Raw genomic sequence first — 18,812 nt, forward strand, 5'->3', positions numbered from 1 at the left:
GGGTTGGAGACGTGAACGTGGTGGATAGCGGGCAGCAAGTGCAGCCGTGCCGACGGCAGGAGTGCTCGGAGGACTCGCTGTGGCGCGGGCTGTGCGCCGCGCACTGGAGCCGGTGGCAGCGTGGCCTGGACGCCCTCGAACTGCCCGACGATGACGTGCCGCCCCCGCCCGCGCAGGTGTGGTGGCCGCCGGAGCGCCAGGCGTTGCCGTTGAGCAGCCGGGTGCTGCCGGGGTCCTGACGCGGGCGCTCAGGACCCGCGCACGAGCAGGATGGTCGACTTCGCGTAGGCCTTCGCCAGGACGCACGCGTCGGGGGCGTCCGCCTCTCTGGTGACGGGCGGGGGCTGCTCGAGCTCGAGACCTGGACCTAGTCCGAAGGGATCTCCACCTCGGCCCACAAACTGGGCAGGTTCACCACGATCCCCTCCTGGCTGCTACGCGCGATGATCACCACTGCGTCCTCGCCCGTGGGATTCTCCTCGCGGTGCGGCACGTACGGCGGGACGAACACGTAGTCGCCCGGCGAAGTCTCCAGGCGGATCTCCGAAGGGCCGTCCGCGAAGACGAACACCGGGTGGCCCGACTTCACGTAGATGGCGGTCTCGGCCTCGCCGTGGTGGTGGTCGCCGGAGTTGGTGTGGGGCGTGACGTGCGTTTCGCCCATCCAGACCTTCTGCGAGCCCACCGTTTTGCCCGAGATGGCTTCGAGCCGGCGCATCCCGGTGGTCTGGTTGGTGTCCCCGGTCAACGAGCCGCCGCGGATGTGGCGCAACGGCTGGTGCCACTGGTCGGTCATCGGGCCTCCATTGCTGATTCCATCACCGTAAGGCGAGCCGGTCCCACCCGCAGCACCCCGTCGTCGAGCGGGACGCAGCGGACGCCGCCGCGGCCGCGCAGGCCGCGGAAGGCGCCGGGGGCGACGGAGACGTCCATCCAGGCACACGGGTTCGCCGGGCGGCGGGCCTGGAAACGCACGGGGCCCTCGCCGCTGTCCAGGGCGAACACGGCTCCCGGATGTGCACGCGTGGCGGCGAGGTCGTCGATGCGGAAGCCGCGCAGCAGGATGTTGCGGCGCGTCAGCAGAGGGTCCACCGGGCCGAACGCGTCGAGCGCCGCGACATCGAACACCGTCACGGCGGCGTCGCGGTGCGCGGCGTGGTTGAAATAGCGGTCGCCGACCAGGCCCAAGCCCGCGCGCACCTCCACACACGAGCGCGACACCGGTCCCGGGTCCGGCCGCGGGCCGTCGGACGGGCGGCCCTCGAACGCGTGCACCGGCGAGGTCAGCAGCGAAACGATCTCCACCGGCGTGTCTTCCACACCTCGACCCTACCTGCGCAGGGTTTTTCGGCCCGCGACCGGATCCGGGAAAAGGACAACCGGGATCAACCGGTGGTAGCGTCTTGCGCCACCAAGCACGGGGGAGACGGCCGTGAACTGGTACGACCGCGTTTTCGTCGACACCGGCCGCGCCGCTGCGATGTGGGCGGTGGTCGGGTTCCTCGTCACGTTCGGGCTCGTCCGCGGCATCACGCGCCGGATCCGCGCGAAACACCGCAAGGCGAGTGCGAAACGCGGCCTGCTCGGCGACATCCACATCGGCGGCGTCCACGTGCACCACCAGGTGTGGGGCATCCTGCTGGTGCTGGTCGTCGGCGCGCTCGAGTTCCGGTTCTCGCCCGACGCGCCGTGGGGCGAGATCCTGGCCGCGCTGTTCGGGGTGGGTGCCGCGCTCGTGCTCGACGAGTTCGCGCTCTGGTTCTACCTCGACGACGTCTACTGGGCCGAAAACGGCCGCAAGTCCATCGACGCCGTGCTCATCGGCGGTTCGCTGGGTGTCCTGCTCCTGCTCGAAGCGTCGCCGATCGGCGAGATGCGCGGGGAATCGGCGATGTGGTCGTACCTGCTGGGCATCGCCGTGCACCTGGTCACGGCGTTGGTCTGCCTGCTCAAGGGCAAGCTCGCCACGGGCGTGCTGGGCGTCGTCGTGCCGCTGATCGCCCTGGTCGGCGCGCTGCGGCTGGCGAAACCCGACTCCGCGTGGGCCCGGCGCCGCTACGCCGGGCGCAAGCTCGACCGGTCGCGCCGGCGGTTCGGCGCTCGCTACACCGCGCGCCACAACCGCCTGCGGGACCTCTTCGGCGGAACGCCGAACCCGGACCTGAAGGAGAAACCCGTCAGCGGGAACGCGGGATCCGGCCGCCCGCACTGAGCATTCGCTGCAGCCGCGCGCGCCATGCGGTGCAGCATCTCGCCGAGCTCCTCCGTCGCGATGCGGCCTTCGAGGTCCCGCCGTGTCGCGCGTACCACGTCCGCCACCGTGGTGGCGGGCACCCGTCCCGAAAACTCGCCGGTCAACCAGACGCCGACCTCTTCTACCGCGTCGTGGCACTGAACGGTCATCGTTTTGCCTCGCTTCTGCTCGTGGGCCGGCCCGACGTGGATCCGACGACCGGCCGCGCGAGCCATGACGGCAAAACGCGAGAAGTTCTTCAGAATAAGAAAAACCGGTGGGGGGCAAGGAAAACACTCCCCACCGGCTCGGCCAAGAGGGGTGAAAATCACCGACTCAGAGCGACCATGACTGGTTCGAAGCTCCCGTGCAGGTCCAGATCTGCAGCGGCGTGCCGTCGGCCGAGCTGGGCCCGGTCGCGTCGAGGCACTTGCCGGAGCCGGTGTTCACGAGCTGGTTGCCCGAATGCGTCCACTGCTGCGCGGCGGTGCCGTTGCAGTCGTAGAGCTGCACCTTCGTGCCGTTGGTGGTGCCGGCCGAGGCGACGTCCATGCACTTGCCCAGCGCCTGCAGCGTGCCGCCGGTGGAGGTCCACTGCTGCGCGTTGGTGCCGTTGCAGGTGTAGAGGTCGACCTTGGTGCCGTTGGCGGAGTTGGCGCCGGCCACGTCCACGCACTTGCCGCCGTAGCCCGTGATCTGCTTGCCGCCGGTCGGCGGCGGGGTGGTGCCGCCACCTCCGGTGATGGCGTTGAAGATCCGCGAGTACGCGTAGCCGGTCGCTCGGTCGTAGTCCTGGAGCTCCCAGAACGACAGCTCCTGCACGCCGTTCTGCGCGGCGAACGTCTCCAGCTGCTGCGCGTCGGACTGGCTGAACTGCGCGCCGTCGTCGTTGCGGCCGGCGATCGGCGTGAGGCCCATCTTGGCGTAGGCCGCCGACGTTGAGATGCCGTAGAGGCTCGCGAGCTGGCTCGCGGCCGTGCGCGCCGAGGCGAGCGCGTCGCCGAGCACCGGCTGGCCGTCGTAGAAGTCCATCACCATCAGGTTCACGACGCTGACGTTGAGGCCCTTGTTCTTGGCGTCGCGCAGGATGTCCATCTGCGTGGAGCCGAGGCCGCTCGGGTCGACGGCGAGGGTGTAGTCCACCTGCACGCTCGGGTTCTGCTGCTGCAGCGCCGCGAGCGCGGAGTTGCGGCGTGCGTTGGCCGCGGTGTCCTTGATGGTGTCTTCTTCGATGTCGAAGTCCAGGCGGGGCGTGCCGTACGTGTTGACCACGTTGGCGTAGGCCGCTGTGAGGCTCGAGGTGTCGGTGCAGGTCTGCGCGATCTCACCGCCGGCGGCGCCGCCGAACGACGGGATCACGTTGCCGCCCGCGGCCTGCAGTGAGCTGATCTGCGACTTGAACGAGCCGACACCCGTGCCGTTGGCCTCCCACAGCTGGTTGCAGCCGGAAGAGGGCGTGAGGAAGGCCAAGGTGTAGAACTTCGTGCCGGTCGCGTTCAGGTCGGCGGCCATCTGGCCGATGTCGCCGTCGCTGACCTGCAGGTACGGGGCCGAGTAGTGGGCGGGGAAAGCCGCGCCCGCGGCCGGGGCGGCTTCGCTCACGGCGGGGTTGACGGTGGCCAGGGCGACGCCGGCCAGCACGGGCAGAGCCGCGGCAGCCAGCGTTCTGAATTTCGAAATGCGCATTCCGTGAACTCCAGGGGGACGGGGAGGGAAATTGCGCGCACGATTACCCGCGTCCGACCGAATTCGCGAAAACGGCAGGACCGAGTACGGGCGGGCAATTCCGGAGAAACGGTGGGGACCGAATTGCCGGCCACTTCGTGCGTGTAGTGAAGAAAGTTATACCGGTCGTCCCCAGTCCTTGGCAACGGGTTGTGGGGCGATCACAGCAGGTCATGGTCGCGTCCTGGCCGACAGGTCCAGACCAAGCCGAGCCATGGTGCGCCCGGTGTTCGGGTGTGTGAACACCGGGCGTCCTGTTTGTCGCATTGGTCTCTTTGCTTGTTCCGGTGAATGACGCTTTGCGCTTTCCGGGTGAAACGCATTCCGGCCGGGAAAGCCGGGTTAATTCACGCCCACCGCCCCGCGCGCGATCACTTCCGAGTACCACTGCGCGCTGCGCTTCGGCGTCCGCCGCTGCGTCGCGTAGTCCACGTGCACCAGCCCGAAGCGCTTCGCGTACCCCTCGGCCCACTCGAAGTTGTCCAGCAGCGACCAGTAGAAGTAGCCGCGCAGGTCCACGCCCTGGTCCAGCGCGTCGTGCGCCGCGCGCAGGTGCGCGTCGAGGAACGCGACGCGGTCGGTGTCGGCGATCTCGCCGTCGCGCAGCTCGTCGGGGTAGGAGGCGCCGTTCTCCGTCACGTACAGCGGCACCGGCCGGTAGTCGCGGTGTACCTGCAGCAGCGACGCGGTGAGCCCGGCCGGCTGCACCTCCCAGCCCGAGTCCGTGAGCGGCGCCGCCGGGTCGGGGACGAAGTGCACGTCGGCCGCGCCGAGCCATTCCGAACCGGCGGGTGAACTGCCGGGCCGAGGAGAGCCCGCGACCCGGTAGCCGCGGTAGTAGTTCACGCCGAGCCAGTCGACCGGTGTGGCGATCATGGCCTCGTCGCCGTCGCGCACCACGTCGGCGAACCCGAACGGCGCGAGGTCCGTCACCACGTCGGCCGGGTAGCCGCCGCGGAGTACGGGGTCGAGGAACAGCCGGTTCTGCTGCCCGTCGACGCGCCGCGCGGCCTCGGCGTCTTGAGAAGCGGCCGAGTCCGCCGTGACCGGGTACAGGTTGAGCGTGATCCCGGCCGGGACGCGCGGGGCGTCGCGGCGCAGCACGTCCATCGCGAGCCCGTGGCCGAGCAGCAGGTGGTGGGTCGCCGCGGCCGCGGCGGTGGCCGAAACCCGACCCGGCGCGTGGATCCCCTTCGCGTACCCGAGCATCGCCGCGCACCACGGTTCGTTGAGCGTCGACCAGCTCGCCACGCGGTCGCCGAGCACAGCGGTGATCGTCTCCGCGTACTCGGCGAAGCGGTAGGCCGTGTCGCGCGAGGTCCAGCCGCCGAGGTCCTCCAGCCGCTGTGGCAGGTCCCAGTGGTACAGCGTCGCCCACGGCTGGATCCCTGCCGCCAGCAGCGAGTCGACCAGCCGGTCGTAGAAGGCGATGCCCCGCACGTTGGGCACACCGCCGGGCTGGATCCGCGGCCACGCCAGGGAGAACCGGTACGCGCCGAGGCCCAGCGAGCGCATCAGCGCCACGTCTTCGCCGGCGCGCCGGTAGTGGTCGGCCGCCGGCTCGCCCGTGTCGCCGCCGCGGATCGCGCCCGGCCGGTTGGCGAAGGTGTCCCACACGGACGGTTCGCGGCCGTCCACAGTGGTCGAACCCTCGATCTGGAACGCCGCCGTGGCGGCGCCCCAGACGAACCCGGACGGGAACGCGAGCCCGGCCCCGGCGGCCTGTGAATCAACGGACATGGTCACCCTTTCACAGCACCTTGCATGATCCCGGCCACGATCTGGCGGCCGAGCAGGAGGAAGACGATGAGAATCGGGATCGTCGCGAGTGTGGTGCCGGCGAGCACGAGCGAGTAGTCCACGTAGTAGCCGCTCTGCAGCTTCTCCAGTGCCACCTGCACGGTCGGATTGCCGACGTCGAGCACCACCAGCGGCCACAGGAAATCGTTCCAGGACATCATGAACGTGAACATCGCAAGGATCGCCGCCGCGGGGCGCACGGCGGGCAGGCACACGTTCCAGAAGATCCGGATCATGCTGCAGCCGTCCACGCGCGCGGCCTCGATGAGCTCGTACGGCACGGCGTCCACTGTGTACTGGCGCATCCAGAACACACCGAACGCGGTCACCAGGTTCGGCACGATCACGGCCTGCAGCCCGCCGGCCCAACCGAGCTTCGACATCGCGATGAACAGCGGGATGATGCCCAGCTGCGTGGGCACCGCGAGCGTCACCACGATGAACACGAACAGCGCGTTGCGGCCGCGGAAGCGCAGCTTGGCGAAGGCGAATCCGGCGAGTGAGGAGAACAGCACCGTGGTGAGCGTGACTGTGCCCGACACGATCACGCTGTTGACCAGCGCCTTCCAGAACGGCACGGTGTCGAAGACCCGCGCCGCATTGGCGAAGAAGTTCCCACCCGGCAGCAGCGGTGGCACGCGTTCGGTGAGCATGCCGTTGTCGCGGCTGGCGACGAGGAACGACCAGTAGAACGGGAACAGCGAGCCGAGCACGAACACGGCCAGCACCCAGTAGGTGGCCTTGCGCGGTTTGCCCAGCCGGCTCACTCGCGTGGTCAACGTCGTCATGCGCCCCTCCGCTTCGAGGTTCGGGCGATCCGGCCGGTGAGCAGGTAGTTCAGGCCCGCGATGACGACGATGATCAGGAACAGCACCCACGCGATTGCCGACGCGTAACCGAGGTCGAAGTTCTCGAACGCCGTCTGGTACAGGTACAGCGTCACCGTCTGGAACTGGTGGGTCGAGCCGCCGTTGTTCGAGCCGGGCATGGCGTCGAACAGCTTGGGCTCGGTGAAGATCTGCAGGCCGCCGATCGTCGAGGTGATCGTGACGAAGATCAGCGTCGGCTTCAGCAGCGGCAGCGTGACGTGCCGGAACCGACGCACGGTGCCGGCCCCGTCGATCAGCGCCGCCTCGTGCAGCTCCTTCGGGATGGCTTGCATCGCCGCCAGCACGATCAGCGCGTTGTAGCCGGTCCAGCGCCAGTTGACCATGATGGCGATGGCCACGTGGCTCGCGAACCGGTTGGCCTGCCAGTCCACGGGGGACAGTCCGATGGTCTGCAGGAGTCCGTTCACGAGGCCGTACCTGGGCCCGAACAGGTTCGCGAAGATGATCCCGAGCGCCACCAGGCTCGCCGCGTACGGCAGCAGGATCCCGACGCGCCAGCCGGTCGCGCCGCGCAGCCGCGTCGAGAGCATCGCGGCCAGGAGCACGGCGATGATCAGCTGCGGCACGCTGGAGAGCAGGAAGATGCTGACGGTGTTCTCCAGCGAGTGCCAGAACTGCGCGTCGGCGAAAAGCTCCCTGAAGTTGTCGAGGCCGATGAAGTCGGGGTTGTCGTCGCCGGCGTCCCAGTGGAACAGCGACACATACGCGGTGTAGAGCAGCGGGAACAGCCCCACGATGCCGAAGACGATGAAGAACGGCGCCACGTAAAGATAAGGCGACGCCTTCACGTCCCACCTGGACAGCCGGTCGCGCAGCCCCGGCCGGGGTGCGGGTCGCCGCACCCCGGCCTGCGTGCCCTCGCGCGTGACGGTGGTCGTCACCGCGCGAGCTTCTTCGCGCCGTCCACGAGCTGCTGCCAGCCGTCGGCCGGCGACTTGCCCTGCTCCACGGCCTGCAGCGCGGGAGCCGTCACGTTGTCCTGGATCTGGCCGTCGTTCGGGCCCTTGTACTGCGGTTTCGCGACCTTCTTGGCCTGCGCCACGAACAGCTCGCCGATCTTCGCATCGCCGAAGTACGCGTCGGTCTGGTTCAGCAGCTCGGGGCTTTCCAGCGCCTTGACCTGGCTGGGGAAGGTGCCCTTCGCCTGGAACGCCTTGAGCTGCTGCTCCGGCGCCGTCAGCCACGCGGCCAGTGCGGCGGCCTCACGCGGGTGCTTGCTCTGCGTCGGCACGGTCAGGTACGAGCCGCCCCAGTTGCCACCCCCGCCGGGGAACGCGTCGGTGACCGCCCACTTGCCCGCGTTCTCCGGCCCGGCCTGCTCCTTGACCACGCCGAGCATCCACGCGGGACAGACCTTCGTGGCGAACGCGCTCTGGCGGAAGCCGGAGTTCCACTCGTTGCTGAACGCGGTGAGCTTCGCCGACTCGCCCTTCCCGACGGCACCGGTCACCTTCGCCCAGGCGTCCTTGATGCCCTGGTTGGACTCGACGGTGAGCTTGTCGTCCTTGTCGAGGTAACCGACGGGCAGCTGGTTGACCATGGCGTTGAAGTTCTGCGCGGCCGAGTCGAACCACGCCTTGCCGGTCTTCTGCGAGTACTGCGCGCCCGCGGCGAAGTAGCTGTCCCAGGTGGCGAACATCGCCTTCACGGACGCGTCGTCGATCGGCAGGCCGGCCTGCTGGAGCAGATCCTTGCGGTAGCACATGGCGTCGGGTCCGATGTCCGTGCCGTAGCCGATGAGCTTGCCGTTCTTGTCCTTGCCCGCTTCGTACTTCCACGACAGCCAGCGGTCCGGGCTCGCGTCGGCCGGGCCGACCTGGGTGAGGTCGTAGAACTTCGACGACTTGCTGAGGATGTCGGAGAGGTGGCCCTCCTCCACGGCCTGCACGTCGGCGAGGCCGGAGCCCGCCGCGAGCTTGGTCATCATGTCCTGCGCGTACGGGCCGCCCTGGCCCGTCTTGCGGTGGGTGATCTTGATGTTCGGGTGCAGCCGCTCGTACTCCGGGATCAGCGCTTCGTAGCCGAACTCCGTGAACGTGGCCAGCGTGAGCTCCACGTGCTCGTTCGGCCCGGCCGCCGCCGGGATGTCACCGCCGCTGCTACTGCCGCCGCCGGCGCACGCCGCCACGGCGAGCGCCGTCATCGTGATGCCCAGCGTGAGTGCCAGGCCTTTCCGGAACGTTGTCACCGTTGTCAACACCGTCAGCCCCTTGAAGGTCAGGTTCTGGGAGCGCTCCCAGACGGTTGACGAGTGTGGGTTGACTGGAGTTCCATGTCAAGGGTGGTTATCGGAGCGTGCCTTTCCGGGAGCGCTCCCTGAATCGTGCGGCTAAGCTGTCCGGCGATCACAAGTGGAGGGGTGGTGCAGTGGCGGCTCGGTCCGAGGACGAGCGCCCGACGCTCGAAGACGTCGCGGCGTTCGCCGGTGTGTCGCGCTCCACCGCTTCGCGAGCGTTGAACGACGACACCTACGTCAGCGCGCGGTCGCGGGAAAAGGTGCTCGCGGCGGCGCGTGAACTCGGCTACTCGCCGAACCAGGCCGCGCGATCGCTGGTCACGCGGCGGACGGGCGCGATCGCCGTGGTGCTGTCGGAGCCGGAGGCGCGGCTGCTGGACGACCCGTACCGCACGGCCGTAATGCGCGCCGGCTACCGCGAGCTGGCCGACGTCGGCTGCCAGATGGTGCTGATCTTCAGCGACACCCGGGAAGACCTCACACGCACGGTGCGCTTCCTCGAAGGCGGGCACGTCGACGGGGTGCTCGTCTTCGCGCCGCACCGCGCCGACCCGCTGCCCCGGGCGTTGCGACTGCTGCGTGTGCCCGTCGTCTTCGGTGGCCAGGCGGCCGACCTGCGCCGCGGCGTGCACGTGGTCGACTTCGACAACGAGGGCGGCGCGCGGCTCGCCGTGCAGCACCTCGTGTCGGCAGGCCGCAGCCGCATCGCGACCATTGCCGGGCCCCAGGACCAGGGCGCGTCGATCGACCGCCTCGCGGGCTGGCGCAAAACTCTCGTCGACGCGGGCCTCGACCCGGCGGATCTCGTCGAGGAAGCCGACTTCACGCTCGCCGGCGGCGCCCGCGCGATGGCTTCGTTGCTCGACCGCGTCCCCGATCTCGACGCCGTGTTCGTGGCCAGCGACATGATGGCCGTCGGTGCCCTGCGCACGCTTTCGTCGGCGGGCCGGTCCATTCCGGACGACGTGGCCGTGGTCAGCTTCGACGACAACGCCACGCTGGCGCCCGAGATGACCCCGCCGCTGACGTCCGTGCACCAGGACCCGCGCGAGCAGGTGCGCGCGATGGTGGAGACGTTGATGAACCTGCTCGACGGGCGGGAACCCCAGCCGCGTCGGCAGATTCTGCCGGTGTCGCTGACCGTGCGTGAGTCGAGCTGAAGTCCGTCAGGGGAAGAGTTTCACCGGCGGCCCACCTAGTTCCGCCGCGGCCCCGCGCGTGAACGACTCCGAGGGCGGCGCGGGCGCGAGGAGGGCGGCCGTGTGTTGCAGCGCACGGGAAAGGCGGCGGACAGCCCGTGGGCCCGTGCGGCGCCCGGAGGATCGCGAGCTCGGTGTAGGTGCCCTCGGGCTGTTCCACCGTGGTATCCGATTCCACCGCGGCGTTCGAGCGCGGCACGGCTGCCGCCAGCTGTGCCTTGACACGGCCGGGTCGCGCGGGGCGCGCGAGGAACTCCGGCGTCGGGTTGGTCCAGGCCCGGGGCGAGCGTGCCCGGGTCCACCGAGGTGGCGGCGTTGAACGACAAGCACTTGCCGCTGCCCGTCAACGGCGCGCCGGAGCCGACCTGGTTGCGCCGCTGCCAGACGTCCGTCCACGTCTGCGCCGCGTCGATCGCGGCCTGCGCGGCGTCCGACGGGTGGATCGGCGGCGGCGCGCTGCCCTTGTCGTGCTCGGCTTGGCGGTCGGCCGAAGCCCGGTCGTTCGCGGCGGTCCCGAGCTGGTGGAGCTGGTCGTCGAGGGAATTCTGCCGCGCCTGGATGTCGGACTTGATCGGGTGCTGGAGGTGGCGCCGGAGTCCGAGCCCGCGCTGGCCGGACGGCGGCTGATCGCGAAGATCCGCTCGGGGCGGCTGCGCAAGCGCCCGGTCCGCCGGCGGCTCGCGGCCGCCGGCGCGGCGGTGGTGGTCGTGGCCGCGGCGGCGGTGATCGTGGCGACGCTGCCGTGGTCGTCGCCGGAACCGGCGCCGACGGCCGCACCGCCCGCGACGACCAGCCCGCCGGGTAGGCCGAGCTGGACTGGTTGCGCGCGTCGCAGTCGAAATTGGCCGAGGAAGAGCACAGCCGTCAGCAGAAGCTCACCGCGCTGGCGGCGCACCTCGGCGGCGACGGCGTGCAGGTCACGACCGGTTCGACCGTCACCATCACCTTTGACGACGGGCTCTTCGGCCCTGACGCGATCAGCCCCAGCGCCGACGGCCGGCGCGCGCTGGCGCACTGGGGCGCCGTCCTCGAGGGACAGGACGTGCGGGTCACGGATATCGGCCACGGCGTCGCCGTGCCGGGCGGCCCGGCCACAGGTGGCTGGTCGACCGCGCTGGCCCGCGCGGCTTCCGCGGCCCGCGTGCTGGCGACGGCGAGCGGCCAGCCGCTCACGACGTTCGCGATCACCAGCGCCGACCAGGCCACGCCCGTGCACGAGGGCACGGACGCGGCCGCGAACCGGACGGTGACGCTGGAGGTGACTCCGCGCTAGGACTCAGGCGCCGATCGCGTCGAGCTCGGCCACGACGTCGGCCGGCAGCTCGAGCGAGGCGGCTGCGACGTTCTCCCGCAGGTGCGCCATCGACGACGTGCCCGGGATCACGGCGATCGCGGGCGACCGCTGCAGCAGCCATGCCAGCGCGACCTGCATCGGCTTCGCGCCGAGCCGCGCGGCGCACGCGTCGAGCGCCGAGGACTGCAGCGGGCTGAACCCGCCCAGCGGGAAGTACGGGACGAACGCGATGCCGAGTTCGGCGCACTTGTCCACGAGGTCGTCGTTCTCGCGGTGCGCGAGGTTGTAGGCGTTCTGCACGCACACGACCGGTGCCACCTCGCGTGCCGCGTCGAGCTGTTCGGCCGTCACATGGCTCACGCCGAGGTGGCGGATCAAGCCCTGTTCCTGCAGCTCGGCCAGCACGGAAAACGGTTCCACGATCGGCACGTCCACGGGGTATCCGCCCGTTTCGTCACCCAAGCGCAGGTTCACCACGTCGAGCGCCTCGACGGCCAGGTTGCGCAGGTTGTCGTGGACGGCGGAGATCAGCTCGTCGCGCTTGAGCGCGGGCGGCCAGCCGCGGTCGGCGCTGCGGCGCGCGCCCACCTTGGTCACCAGCACGAGCTCGTCCGGGTAGGGCGCGAGATTGGTCCGGATCAGCTCGTTGACGGTGTGCGGTCCGTAGTAGTCCGACGTGTCGATGTGCGTGATGCCGAGCGCCAGCGTCTCTCGCACGATCGCGGACGCCTCCGCGAGGTCCTGCGGCGGCCCCCAGACGCCGGGACCGGCCAGGCGCATCGCGCCGAAGCCCATCCGGGTCACGGTCAGCTCGCCGCCGAGCTGCAGGGTGCCGGCCGCCGTGGCGTCCGTCGTCATGTGGTGCTCCTCCCGAGACGGTGATCCGGCCGCCAGCCTAGTCCGGAGTGGACTGCGATCAGGTGCACGCGTGCTTCGACTTCAGCACCCGCTTCACCGACGCGGCCACCCGGTCCGCGGGCAGCTCGCCGCTCGACACCGCCTTCACGAGCCGGTCGAGCACCGCGCCGACGTCGCCGTTGCCCGAGGAGAACAACGCCTCGTCGGCGCCCGCCTGCAACGCCTTCAGCACGGCGTCGGGCAGCGGGTACTGGTCGGTGATGGCCTTCATGCCGCCGAGGTCGTCGGTGATGATCGGCCCGGTGAAGTGGTAGTCGCCGCGCAACAGCCGGTACGCGGCGGGGGAGATCGACGCGGGCACGCCGTTCGTGAGCCCCGGCACGTCGAGGTGGCCCACCATCACTTCCACGGCGCCGTAGTCGGCGATGTTCTCGTACGGCTTGAGGTCCACCTTGCGCAGCTGGTCGATCGGCGGCGTGGTGACCGTGCCCTTGTGCGAGTCGCCGGACCCGTGGCCGTGGCCGGGGAAGTGCTTGAGCACCGGCGTCACGCCGCCCTGGCGCAGGCCCTCGGCGAACGCCATCGCGTACTGGCGCACCTTGGCGGGATCCGAGCTGTACGAACGGTCTCCGATCACCGCGTCGTCCGGTTCGTCGCTCACGTCGGCGTCGGGCGCGTAGTCGACGGTGATCCCGCGCGCACGCAGCTGCTTGCCCCGCTGCACGCCCAGCGTGCGGACTTCGGCGGGGGTTTTCGTGGCGGCGAGCTCGCGCGCGCTCGGCATCGAGCCGTCGAGGTCGTCGATGCGCTGCACGCGCCCGCCCTCTTCGTCGACGGAGACGGACACCGGGATCTTCGCGGCCTTCTGCACGGCGTCGAGCGCGTGGTTCTGCAACAGCGTGGTTTTATTGCCTCCCACGAAGAACCCGCCGATCTGCTGCTGCTGGACAAGTTTTGTCACCGCCGCGGGATTCGCGGCGTCGACACCCGGGACCACCAGCTGAGCCACCTGCGCGCGCACACCGAGTGAAGAGATCAGCGAGTCGCATGAAGACGGTGAAACCGGCCGTGAAGACGGTGGCTGTGACGTCCCGGACGGCTCCGAGGCCGTCGGGGCGGTGCTCGTGCTCGGCTGAGCACCCGGTTCGGCCAGCGCGGTACCGGAAACCGGGTGGGCGGAAGCACATCCGGCGAGGGTGCCGACCACCAGCACGGCGCCGCCGATCGCCGCAGGTAGCCGCTTCCGTGCGGGCATCTTCATGAATTCCTTACATGTTTGGTCCCGGTGTCGACGCGACGCTAGCGGAACCCCTGGTGGAGCCCAACTTCACGTCGTGAAGAACGACGTCATCGCGGCTAGAGAATTCGTGAAGCCGCAGTCTCCAGACTGGCAGACACGGGATGAGTGTTTCTTCAGGGAGGTCGCAGCGATGGATCAGGTCAGGGTGGCGGCGTGGGCTTCGGATCCCATCGCGCTCGCGGGGCTCATCGACCACCTGCACGCGCGGCCCGAGGTGCAGGTGCTGCCCGGCCCGCGGCGCGGGGAAGCGGCGGTGCTCGTGTTCGCCGCCGGCCGCGTGACGCCGGAGCTGAAGGCCGCCCTGCGCGCGGCCGCCTCGGAGACGCCGGCCGCGATCGTCCTCGTCGCCGGGTACGTCGACGCCGACGAGCTGCCGGAGCTGGCCGCGTGCCACGTCGTGGCTGTGCTGCCCCGTGAGGCCATCGCGGGCGACCGGCTGGTGCGCAGCATCACCGCCGCCGCGTCGGGCAAGGAGACCTCGCTGCGCAATCTGCTGGGTCAGGCCGAGACCCTGCAGCACACCGCGGGTGGTGCGGCGCTGTCGCCGCGCGAGGTCGACGTGCTGCGGCTGATGGCCGAGGGCTGGGACACCGCGGAGATCGCCGGGAAGCTCTGCTACTCGGAACGGACCGTGAAGAACGTCATCTACGGGATGACCAATAGGCTGAAGCTGCGCAACCGACCGCATGCCGTCGCCTACGCCCTGCGCGCAGGTGTTATCTGAGGGAAGCTCACCCCGTGCGAACGCTGACCCGGCGCCCGGCCGTCGCCGTCCTGACGACCGCGCTCCTCCTGCTGGTGACCGCTTGCAGCGGCGGCTCCGCCGCCGAAGGCGGGAAGATCAAGCTGACCGTGGCCACCTTCGGTGAGTTCGGTTACGGTCCGCTCTTCGCCCAGTACGAGAAGGATCATCCGAACATCGAGATCCAGAGCCGGGTCACCGACTTCGACACGCACTTCAAGACACTCGCCACGCAGCTCGCGGCGGGCCACGGTGCGGCCGACGTCGTCGCCATCGAGGAGCAGCAGATTCCCAAGTACCTCGGGGTGAAGGACAAGTTCGTGAACCTCGCGGACTACGGCGCCGATCAGCTGCAGAACCAGTGGGCGTCGTGGAAGTGGGCCCAGGGCACGAAGGACGGCGACGTGCTCGGCCTCGGCACCGACATGGGCAGCCTCGCCATGTGCTACCGCCGCGACCTCTTCCAGCAGGCCGGCCTGCCGACCGATCGCAAGGCCGTCGCCGCGCTCATGCCGACCTGGGACGCGTACGCCCAGCTGTCGCAGCGCTTCACCGACAAGGTGCCGAAGGTGAAGTTCGCCGACTCGGCTGGAACCGTGTACACCGCGATGCTGAACCAGTCGCCGGAGAACTACTTCTCCTCGCGCGACGATTCTTACATCGCGGACCAGAACCCCGCCGTGCGCAACGCCTTCATGCTCGCCGGCACCCTCGCGCAGAAGGGCCAGACGGCCGGCGCGACCACGTACACGCAGGCCTGGAACGTCGCGATCAAGCAGGGCACGTTCGCCACCATCGCGTGCCCGGCCTGGATGCTCACGCAGATCAAGGAAGCCGGCGGCGACGGCAACACCGGCAAGTGGGACGTCACGACCGTCCCCGGCGCCAGCGGCAACCAGGGCGGCTCGTTCCTCTCGATCCCGAAGCAGAGCGAGCACCCCAAGGAGGCCTACGACCTCGCGAAGTGGCTGACGGCGCCCGAGCAGGAGAAGAAGATCTTCCTCTCCGACGGCATCCTGCCGAGTGAGCCGAGCGTCTACAAGGACCAGCAGGTCGTGGCCCACACCGACCCGTACTTCTCCGGCGCGCCGATCGGCCAGATCTACGCCGCGTCCGCCGACACCCTTCGTCCCAACTACCGCGGCCTGCACGACGCCGACGTCCGGCCGGAGTTCGGCCGCGCGCTCGGGCGGATCGAGGACGGGTCCGAAAAGGTCGACGCGGCCTGGGCGGACGCCGTGAAGCTCGGCCGCGAGGCCATCAAGTAAGGCCCCGCATGCGCGGCCCCCTGTCGGTGCGTTGGGACCGCAAGGTCACGCCGTTCCTCTTCATCGCCCCGTTCTTCGCGGTGTTCGTGGTGTTCGGGGCGTTCCCGCTCGTGTACACGGCCTGGGTCTCCCTGCACCATTGGGATCTGCTCGCCGGTGACCAGGGCGGGTTCGGGCTCGCGAACTACGCCGAGCTGGTCACCGACGGCCGGTTCTACAACGCGCTGTTCAACACCACGAGCATCTTCCTGCTCGCCGCGATCCCGGAGTTCTTCCTGGCACTCGGGATCGCGGCGCTGCTGAACCGGCCGCTGCGCGCGGCGACGTGGTGGCGCACCGGCGTGCTGCTGCCCAACGTGGTGTCGGTCGTGGCCGTGGGGCTGGTGTTCGCGCAGCTCTACAGCCGCGACTACGGCGTGGTCAACGAGGTGCTCGGCTGGTTCGGGATCGACCCGATCTCGTTCCAGGCGCGCAAGTGGTCCTCACACCTGGCCATCGCGACGATGGTGATGTGGCGCTGGACCGGCTACAACTCGCTGATCTACCTGGCGGCGATGCAGGCCGTTCCGCAGGACCTGTACGAGGCGGCGGCGCTCGACGGGGCTTCGCGCTGGCGGTCGTTCTGGTCGGTGACGGTGCCGGGCATCCGGCCGACCATCGCGTTCACGGCGGTGGCGGGCACGGTCAACGGGCTACAGCTGTTCGCCGAGCCGCAGCTGTTCGACGCGACCGGCTCCAGCGGCACGGGCGGCAACGACCGGCAGTTCCAGACGCTCACGATGTACCTGTACGAAAAGGGTTTCGGCAAGTTCGACGCGGGCTACGCGGCGGCGCTGTCGTGGGTGATGTTCGTGTTCTGCGTGCTGTTCGCGTTCTTCAATTACCGGCTGGTGCGCCGGTTCGTGAGCGCGCCGTGATGCCGCGGCGACGCGCGGGCGCGTGGGTGTACGTGGTGCTGGTCGGTGTGGTCGGCGCCTCGCTGTTCCCGCTGTACTGGTCGTTCGTGATCTCCACCAGCGACAACTCGGCGATCGGGGAGACCTCACCGCTGCTGCTGCCGGGCGGGCACCTGTTCGAGAACATCCGCCGCGTGTTCGACACGGTCGACTTCTGGCTGGCGATCGGCAACTCGCTGATCGTGGCCGTGACGGCGATGGTGTCCAATGTGGTCCTCGCGAGCCTGGCCGGGTTCGCGTTCGCCCGGCTGAGGTTTCCGGGCCGCAACAGTCTTTTCCTCTTCGTGGTCGGCTCCGCGATGGTGCCGGCGCAGCTCGGCGTGATCCCGCTGTACCTCGTGGTCGGCGACTTCGGCTGGTACGGGAAACTGGAGGCGGTGATCGTGCCGGCGCTGGTGAGCGCGTTCAGCGTGTTCTGGATGCGCCAGGCGTGCGAGGGGGCGGTGGCGAGCGAGCTCGTGGACGCGGCCACTGTGGACGGTGCGTCGGCGGTGCGCACGTTCTGGCACGTGGCGGTGCCAGCGATCCGGCCGCAGGCCGCGGTGCTGGCGATGCTCACGTTCATGGCCACGTGGAACGACTACTTCTGGCCGCTGGTGGTGCTCGATCCCCACGAGACGCCGACCGTGCAGGTGGTGCTCTCGCAGCTGGCCAGCGGCTACTACACCGACTACGCGCTGATGCTGACGGGCGCGACACTCGGCGTGCTGCCGGTGATCGCGCTGTTCCTGGTTCTGGGTCGCTACCTCGTGCGGGGGATCCTGAAAGGTGCTGTCCATGGTTGAACTCGAGTTCCCGCCCGGCTTCTGGTGGGGCGCGGCGACCGCGTCGTACCAGATCGAAGGCGGGGTGACCGAGGGTGGCCGTGGACCGTCCATCTGGGACACCTACAGCGCGACGCCCGGCAAGGTCCTCAACGGCGACACCGGCGCGGTCGCGTGCGACCACTACCACCGGTACGGCACGGACGTCGCGTTGTTGGCCGAGCTCGGCCTGCCCGTTTACCGGTTCTCGGTGGCGTGGCCGCGCGTGATGCCCGACGGCCGCACGCGCAACGCCGAGGGCCTCGCGTTCTACGACCGGCTCGTCGACGAGCTGCTGAGCCGCGACATCCTGCCGGTGCTCACGCTGTACCACTGGGACCTCCCGCAGGCCGTCGAGGACGCGGGCGGCTGGCCTTCGCGGGACACGGCCTTCCGGTTCGCCGACTACGCCGCCGTGGTCCACGACTACCTCGGTGACCGCGTGCCCCAGTGGACGACCATCAACGAGCCGTTCTGCGCCGCGTTCCTCGGCTACGGCAGCGGTGTCCACGCGCCGGGCATCCAGGACTACGACACCGCGTTGGTCGCCGCGCACCACCTGCTGCTGGGCCACGGCCTGGCGATGCGGGCGTTGACGGAACAGGCCCGGCCCGGCCAGGACTTCTCGCTCGCGCTGAACTTCGCGCCGGCGCTGGCCGACGGTGATACCGACGCCCACCGTGAGGCCGTGCGGAAGTTCGACGGCATCCACAACCGCTTCTTCCTCGACCCGGTACTCGGCCGCGGCTATCCGGCCGACGTGATGGCCGACGTCGAACACCACGGCGGCCGGTTCGCGGCGTCCATTCAGGACGGTGACACCGACCTCATCGCCGCCGCCGTCGACTGGTTGGGGGTGAACTACTACGCGCCCGCCCGCGTCGCGCCGCTGGCCGATCCGCTCGCCCCGAGCAACTGCCCGTTGCCCGGTTTACGAGGCATGGACGTCCTGCCCGCCCGCGCCCCGCTGACGTCGTTCGGCTGGGAGCAGACACCGTCGTCGCTCACGGATCTGCTGGTGTGGCTGAACTCCCACACGGGCGGCCTGCCTTTGGTCGTCGCCGAGAACGGCGCGTCCTTCGAAGACACCGTTGTCGAGGGCCGGGTCCACGACCCCGCCCGCGTCGCCTACCTCGACACCCACATCCGAGCCGTCCACGACGCCCTGGCCCAGGGCGCCGACGTCCGCGGCTACCTGGCGTGGTCCCTGCTGGACAACTTCGAATGGGGCATGGGCTACACGCAGCGCTTCGGCGTCATCCACGTCGACTTCGACACGCAGGTCCGCACGATCAAGGACTCGGGCCGCTTCCTGGGCGAGGTCGCCAAGCTCAACCGACTGCCGTCCTGAGGACGAAGCCAGCGCCCGTCGCTGTCACCTAGACGCTGATGCGGGGATCGATCGTGCCGATCCGCAGGCGCCGCGTCCGCGGATCGGCCGGCACTTGCGGCAGGATGGCCTGCACGTCGGTGAAGCTGTAGTGCATGTCTTCGAGCAGGGTCACGTC

The 18,812-nt window shown here is 69.7% G+C and carries 20 protein-coding genes; 10 read left to right on the forward strand and 10 right to left on the reverse strand.

Annotated elements, in window-relative coordinates; translation table 11 throughout:
• Positions 1-11: 11 nt before the first annotated feature.
• Positions 12-239 carry a hypothetical protein gene (locus AB0F91_RS02680; protein WP_285972495.1) on the forward strand — a complete coding sequence of 76 codons (228 nt, stop codon included), beginning with the start codon at positions 12-14 and terminating at the stop codon, positions 237-239.
• Between the two features lie 128 nt (positions 240-367).
• Here the strand turns inward: AB0F91_RS02680 and AB0F91_RS02685 are convergent, their stop codons facing one another.
• A complete protein-coding gene (locus tag AB0F91_RS02685) occupies positions 368-796 on the reverse strand; it encodes a cupin domain-containing protein (RefSeq protein ID WP_360594133.1) in 429 nt (142 codons plus the stop codon).
• Positions 793-1,320 carry a molybdenum cofactor biosysynthesis protein gene (locus tag AB0F91_RS02690; protein ID WP_360594135.1) on the reverse strand — a complete coding sequence of 176 codons (528 nt, stop codon included), beginning with the start codon at positions 1,318-1,320 and terminating at the stop codon, positions 793-795. The genes AB0F91_RS02685 and AB0F91_RS02690 overlap by 4 nt, the downstream gene beginning before the upstream one ends.
• A gap of 112 nt (positions 1,321-1,432) precedes the next feature.
• On the opposite strand from AB0F91_RS02690, the gene AB0F91_RS02695 reads away from it, so the two are divergent.
• A complete protein-coding gene (locus AB0F91_RS02695) occupies positions 1,433-2,212 on the forward strand; it encodes a hypothetical protein (RefSeq protein WP_360594136.1) in 780 nt (259 codons plus the stop codon).
• A gap of 357 nt (positions 2,213-2,569) precedes the next feature.
• On the opposite strand, the gene AB0F91_RS02700 is transcribed toward AB0F91_RS02695, so the two are convergent.
• The 5 genes from AB0F91_RS02700 to AB0F91_RS02720 all read right to left on the reverse strand — a co-directional run bounded on the left by AB0F91_RS02700 (position 2,570) and on the right by AB0F91_RS02720 (position 8,836).
• Positions 2,570-3,919: a ricin-type beta-trefoil lectin domain protein gene (locus AB0F91_RS02700; RefSeq protein WP_360594138.1), complete on the reverse strand. Its 1,350-nt coding sequence runs from the start codon at positions 3,917-3,919 to the stop codon at positions 2,570-2,572.
• A 381-nt stretch (positions 3,920-4,300) separates the two neighbouring features.
• Positions 4,301-5,698 (reverse strand): GH1 family beta-glucosidase, encoded by a 1,398-nt coding sequence (locus tag AB0F91_RS02705; RefSeq protein WP_360594140.1) that lies wholly within the window; start codon positions 5,696-5,698, stop codon positions 4,301-4,303.
• 2 nt (positions 5,699-5,700) lie between these two features.
• Positions 5,701-6,546 (reverse strand): carbohydrate ABC transporter permease, encoded by an 846-nt coding sequence (locus tag AB0F91_RS02710; RefSeq protein ID WP_360594142.1) that lies wholly within the window; start codon positions 6,544-6,546, stop codon positions 5,701-5,703.
• Complete coding sequence (locus tag AB0F91_RS02715; RefSeq protein WP_360594144.1) at positions 6,543-7,529, reverse strand: sugar ABC transporter permease; 987 nt, start codon at positions 7,527-7,529, stop codon at positions 6,543-6,545. The genes AB0F91_RS02710 and AB0F91_RS02715 overlap by 4 nt, the downstream gene beginning before the upstream one ends.
• Entirely contained in the window at positions 7,526-8,836 is a 1,311-nt protein-coding gene (locus tag AB0F91_RS02720) for an ABC transporter substrate-binding protein (protein ID WP_360594146.1), read from the reverse strand. Before AB0F91_RS02720 ends, AB0F91_RS02715 begins: the two co-directional genes overlap by 4 nt.
• A 179-nt stretch (positions 8,837-9,015) precedes the next feature.
• On the opposite strand from AB0F91_RS02720, the gene AB0F91_RS02725 reads away from it, so the two are divergent.
• The 3 genes from AB0F91_RS02725 to AB0F91_RS02735 all read left to right on the forward strand — a co-directional run bounded on the left by AB0F91_RS02725 (position 9,016) and on the right by AB0F91_RS02735 (position 11,356).
• Positions 9,016-10,044 (forward strand): LacI family DNA-binding transcriptional regulator, encoded by a 1,029-nt coding sequence (locus AB0F91_RS02725; RefSeq protein WP_360594148.1) that lies wholly within the window; start codon positions 9,016-9,018, stop codon positions 10,042-10,044.
• Between the two features lie 354 nt (positions 10,045-10,398).
• The gene (locus tag AB0F91_RS02730) at positions 10,399-10,710 is read left to right on the forward strand and encodes a hypothetical protein (protein WP_360594150.1); all 312 of its coding nucleotides are present in this window, start codon (positions 10,399-10,401) and stop codon (positions 10,708-10,710) included.
• Positions 10,711-10,903: 193 nt separating this feature from the next.
• On the forward strand, positions 10,904-11,356 hold the full coding sequence (locus AB0F91_RS02735) for a hypothetical protein (protein WP_360594152.1): 453 nt from the start codon (positions 10,904-10,906) through the stop codon (positions 11,354-11,356).
• A 3-nt stretch (positions 11,357-11,359) separates the two neighbouring features.
• On the opposite strand, the gene AB0F91_RS02740 is transcribed toward AB0F91_RS02735, so the two are convergent.
• Both AB0F91_RS02740 and AB0F91_RS02745 read right to left on the reverse strand, forming a co-directional pair.
• Positions 11,360-12,235 (reverse strand): oxidoreductase, encoded by an 876-nt coding sequence (locus AB0F91_RS02740; RefSeq protein WP_360594153.1) that lies wholly within the window; start codon positions 12,233-12,235, stop codon positions 11,360-11,362.
• Positions 12,236-12,293: 58 nt separating this feature from the next.
• Positions 12,294-13,490 (reverse strand): glycoside hydrolase family 3 N-terminal domain-containing protein, encoded by a 1,197-nt coding sequence (locus tag AB0F91_RS02745; protein WP_360594155.1) that lies wholly within the window; start codon positions 13,488-13,490, stop codon positions 12,294-12,296.
• Positions 13,491-13,665: 175 nt separating this feature from the next.
• Between AB0F91_RS02745 and AB0F91_RS02750 the strand changes: the two genes are divergently transcribed.
• Genes AB0F91_RS02750 through AB0F91_RS02770 form a run of 5 tightly spaced genes read left to right on the forward strand, consistent with a single transcriptional unit; the run spans position 13,666 to position 18,655 of the window.
• Positions 13,666-14,259: a LuxR C-terminal-related transcriptional regulator gene (locus AB0F91_RS02750; protein ID WP_360594157.1), complete on the forward strand. Its 594-nt coding sequence runs from the start codon at positions 13,666-13,668 to the stop codon at positions 14,257-14,259.
• A gap of 14 nt (positions 14,260-14,273) precedes the next feature.
• The gene (locus tag AB0F91_RS02755; protein WP_360594159.1) at positions 14,274-15,545 is read left to right on the forward strand and encodes an extracellular solute-binding protein; all 1,272 of its coding nucleotides are present in this window, start codon (positions 14,274-14,276) and stop codon (positions 15,543-15,545) included.
• 8 nt (positions 15,546-15,553) lie between these two features.
• Positions 15,554-16,462 (forward strand): sugar ABC transporter permease, encoded by a 909-nt coding sequence (locus AB0F91_RS02760; RefSeq protein WP_360594160.1) that lies wholly within the window; start codon positions 15,554-15,556, stop codon positions 16,460-16,462.
• Entirely contained in the window at positions 16,459-17,286 is an 828-nt protein-coding gene (locus AB0F91_RS02765) for a carbohydrate ABC transporter permease (protein WP_360594162.1), read from the forward strand. The genes AB0F91_RS02760 and AB0F91_RS02765 overlap by 4 nt, the downstream gene beginning before the upstream one ends.
• Positions 17,279-18,655: a GH1 family beta-glucosidase gene (locus AB0F91_RS02770; RefSeq protein ID WP_360594164.1), complete on the forward strand. Its 1,377-nt coding sequence runs from the start codon at positions 17,279-17,281 to the stop codon at positions 18,653-18,655. Before AB0F91_RS02765 ends, AB0F91_RS02770 begins: the two co-directional genes overlap by 8 nt.
• Before the next feature lie 28 nt (positions 18,656-18,683).
• On the opposite strand, the gene AB0F91_RS02775 is transcribed toward AB0F91_RS02770, so the two are convergent.
• The gene (locus AB0F91_RS02775) at positions 18,684-18,809 is read right to left on the reverse strand and encodes a hypothetical protein (RefSeq protein ID WP_360594165.1); all 126 of its coding nucleotides are present in this window, start codon (positions 18,807-18,809) and stop codon (positions 18,684-18,686) included.
• Between the last annotated feature and the right edge of the window lie 3 nt (positions 18,810-18,812).

This window comes from Amycolatopsis sp. NPDC023774, from assembly GCF_040639695.1.
Classification (GTDB): Bacteria; Actinomycetota; Actinomycetes; order Mycobacteriales; family Pseudonocardiaceae; genus Amycolatopsis.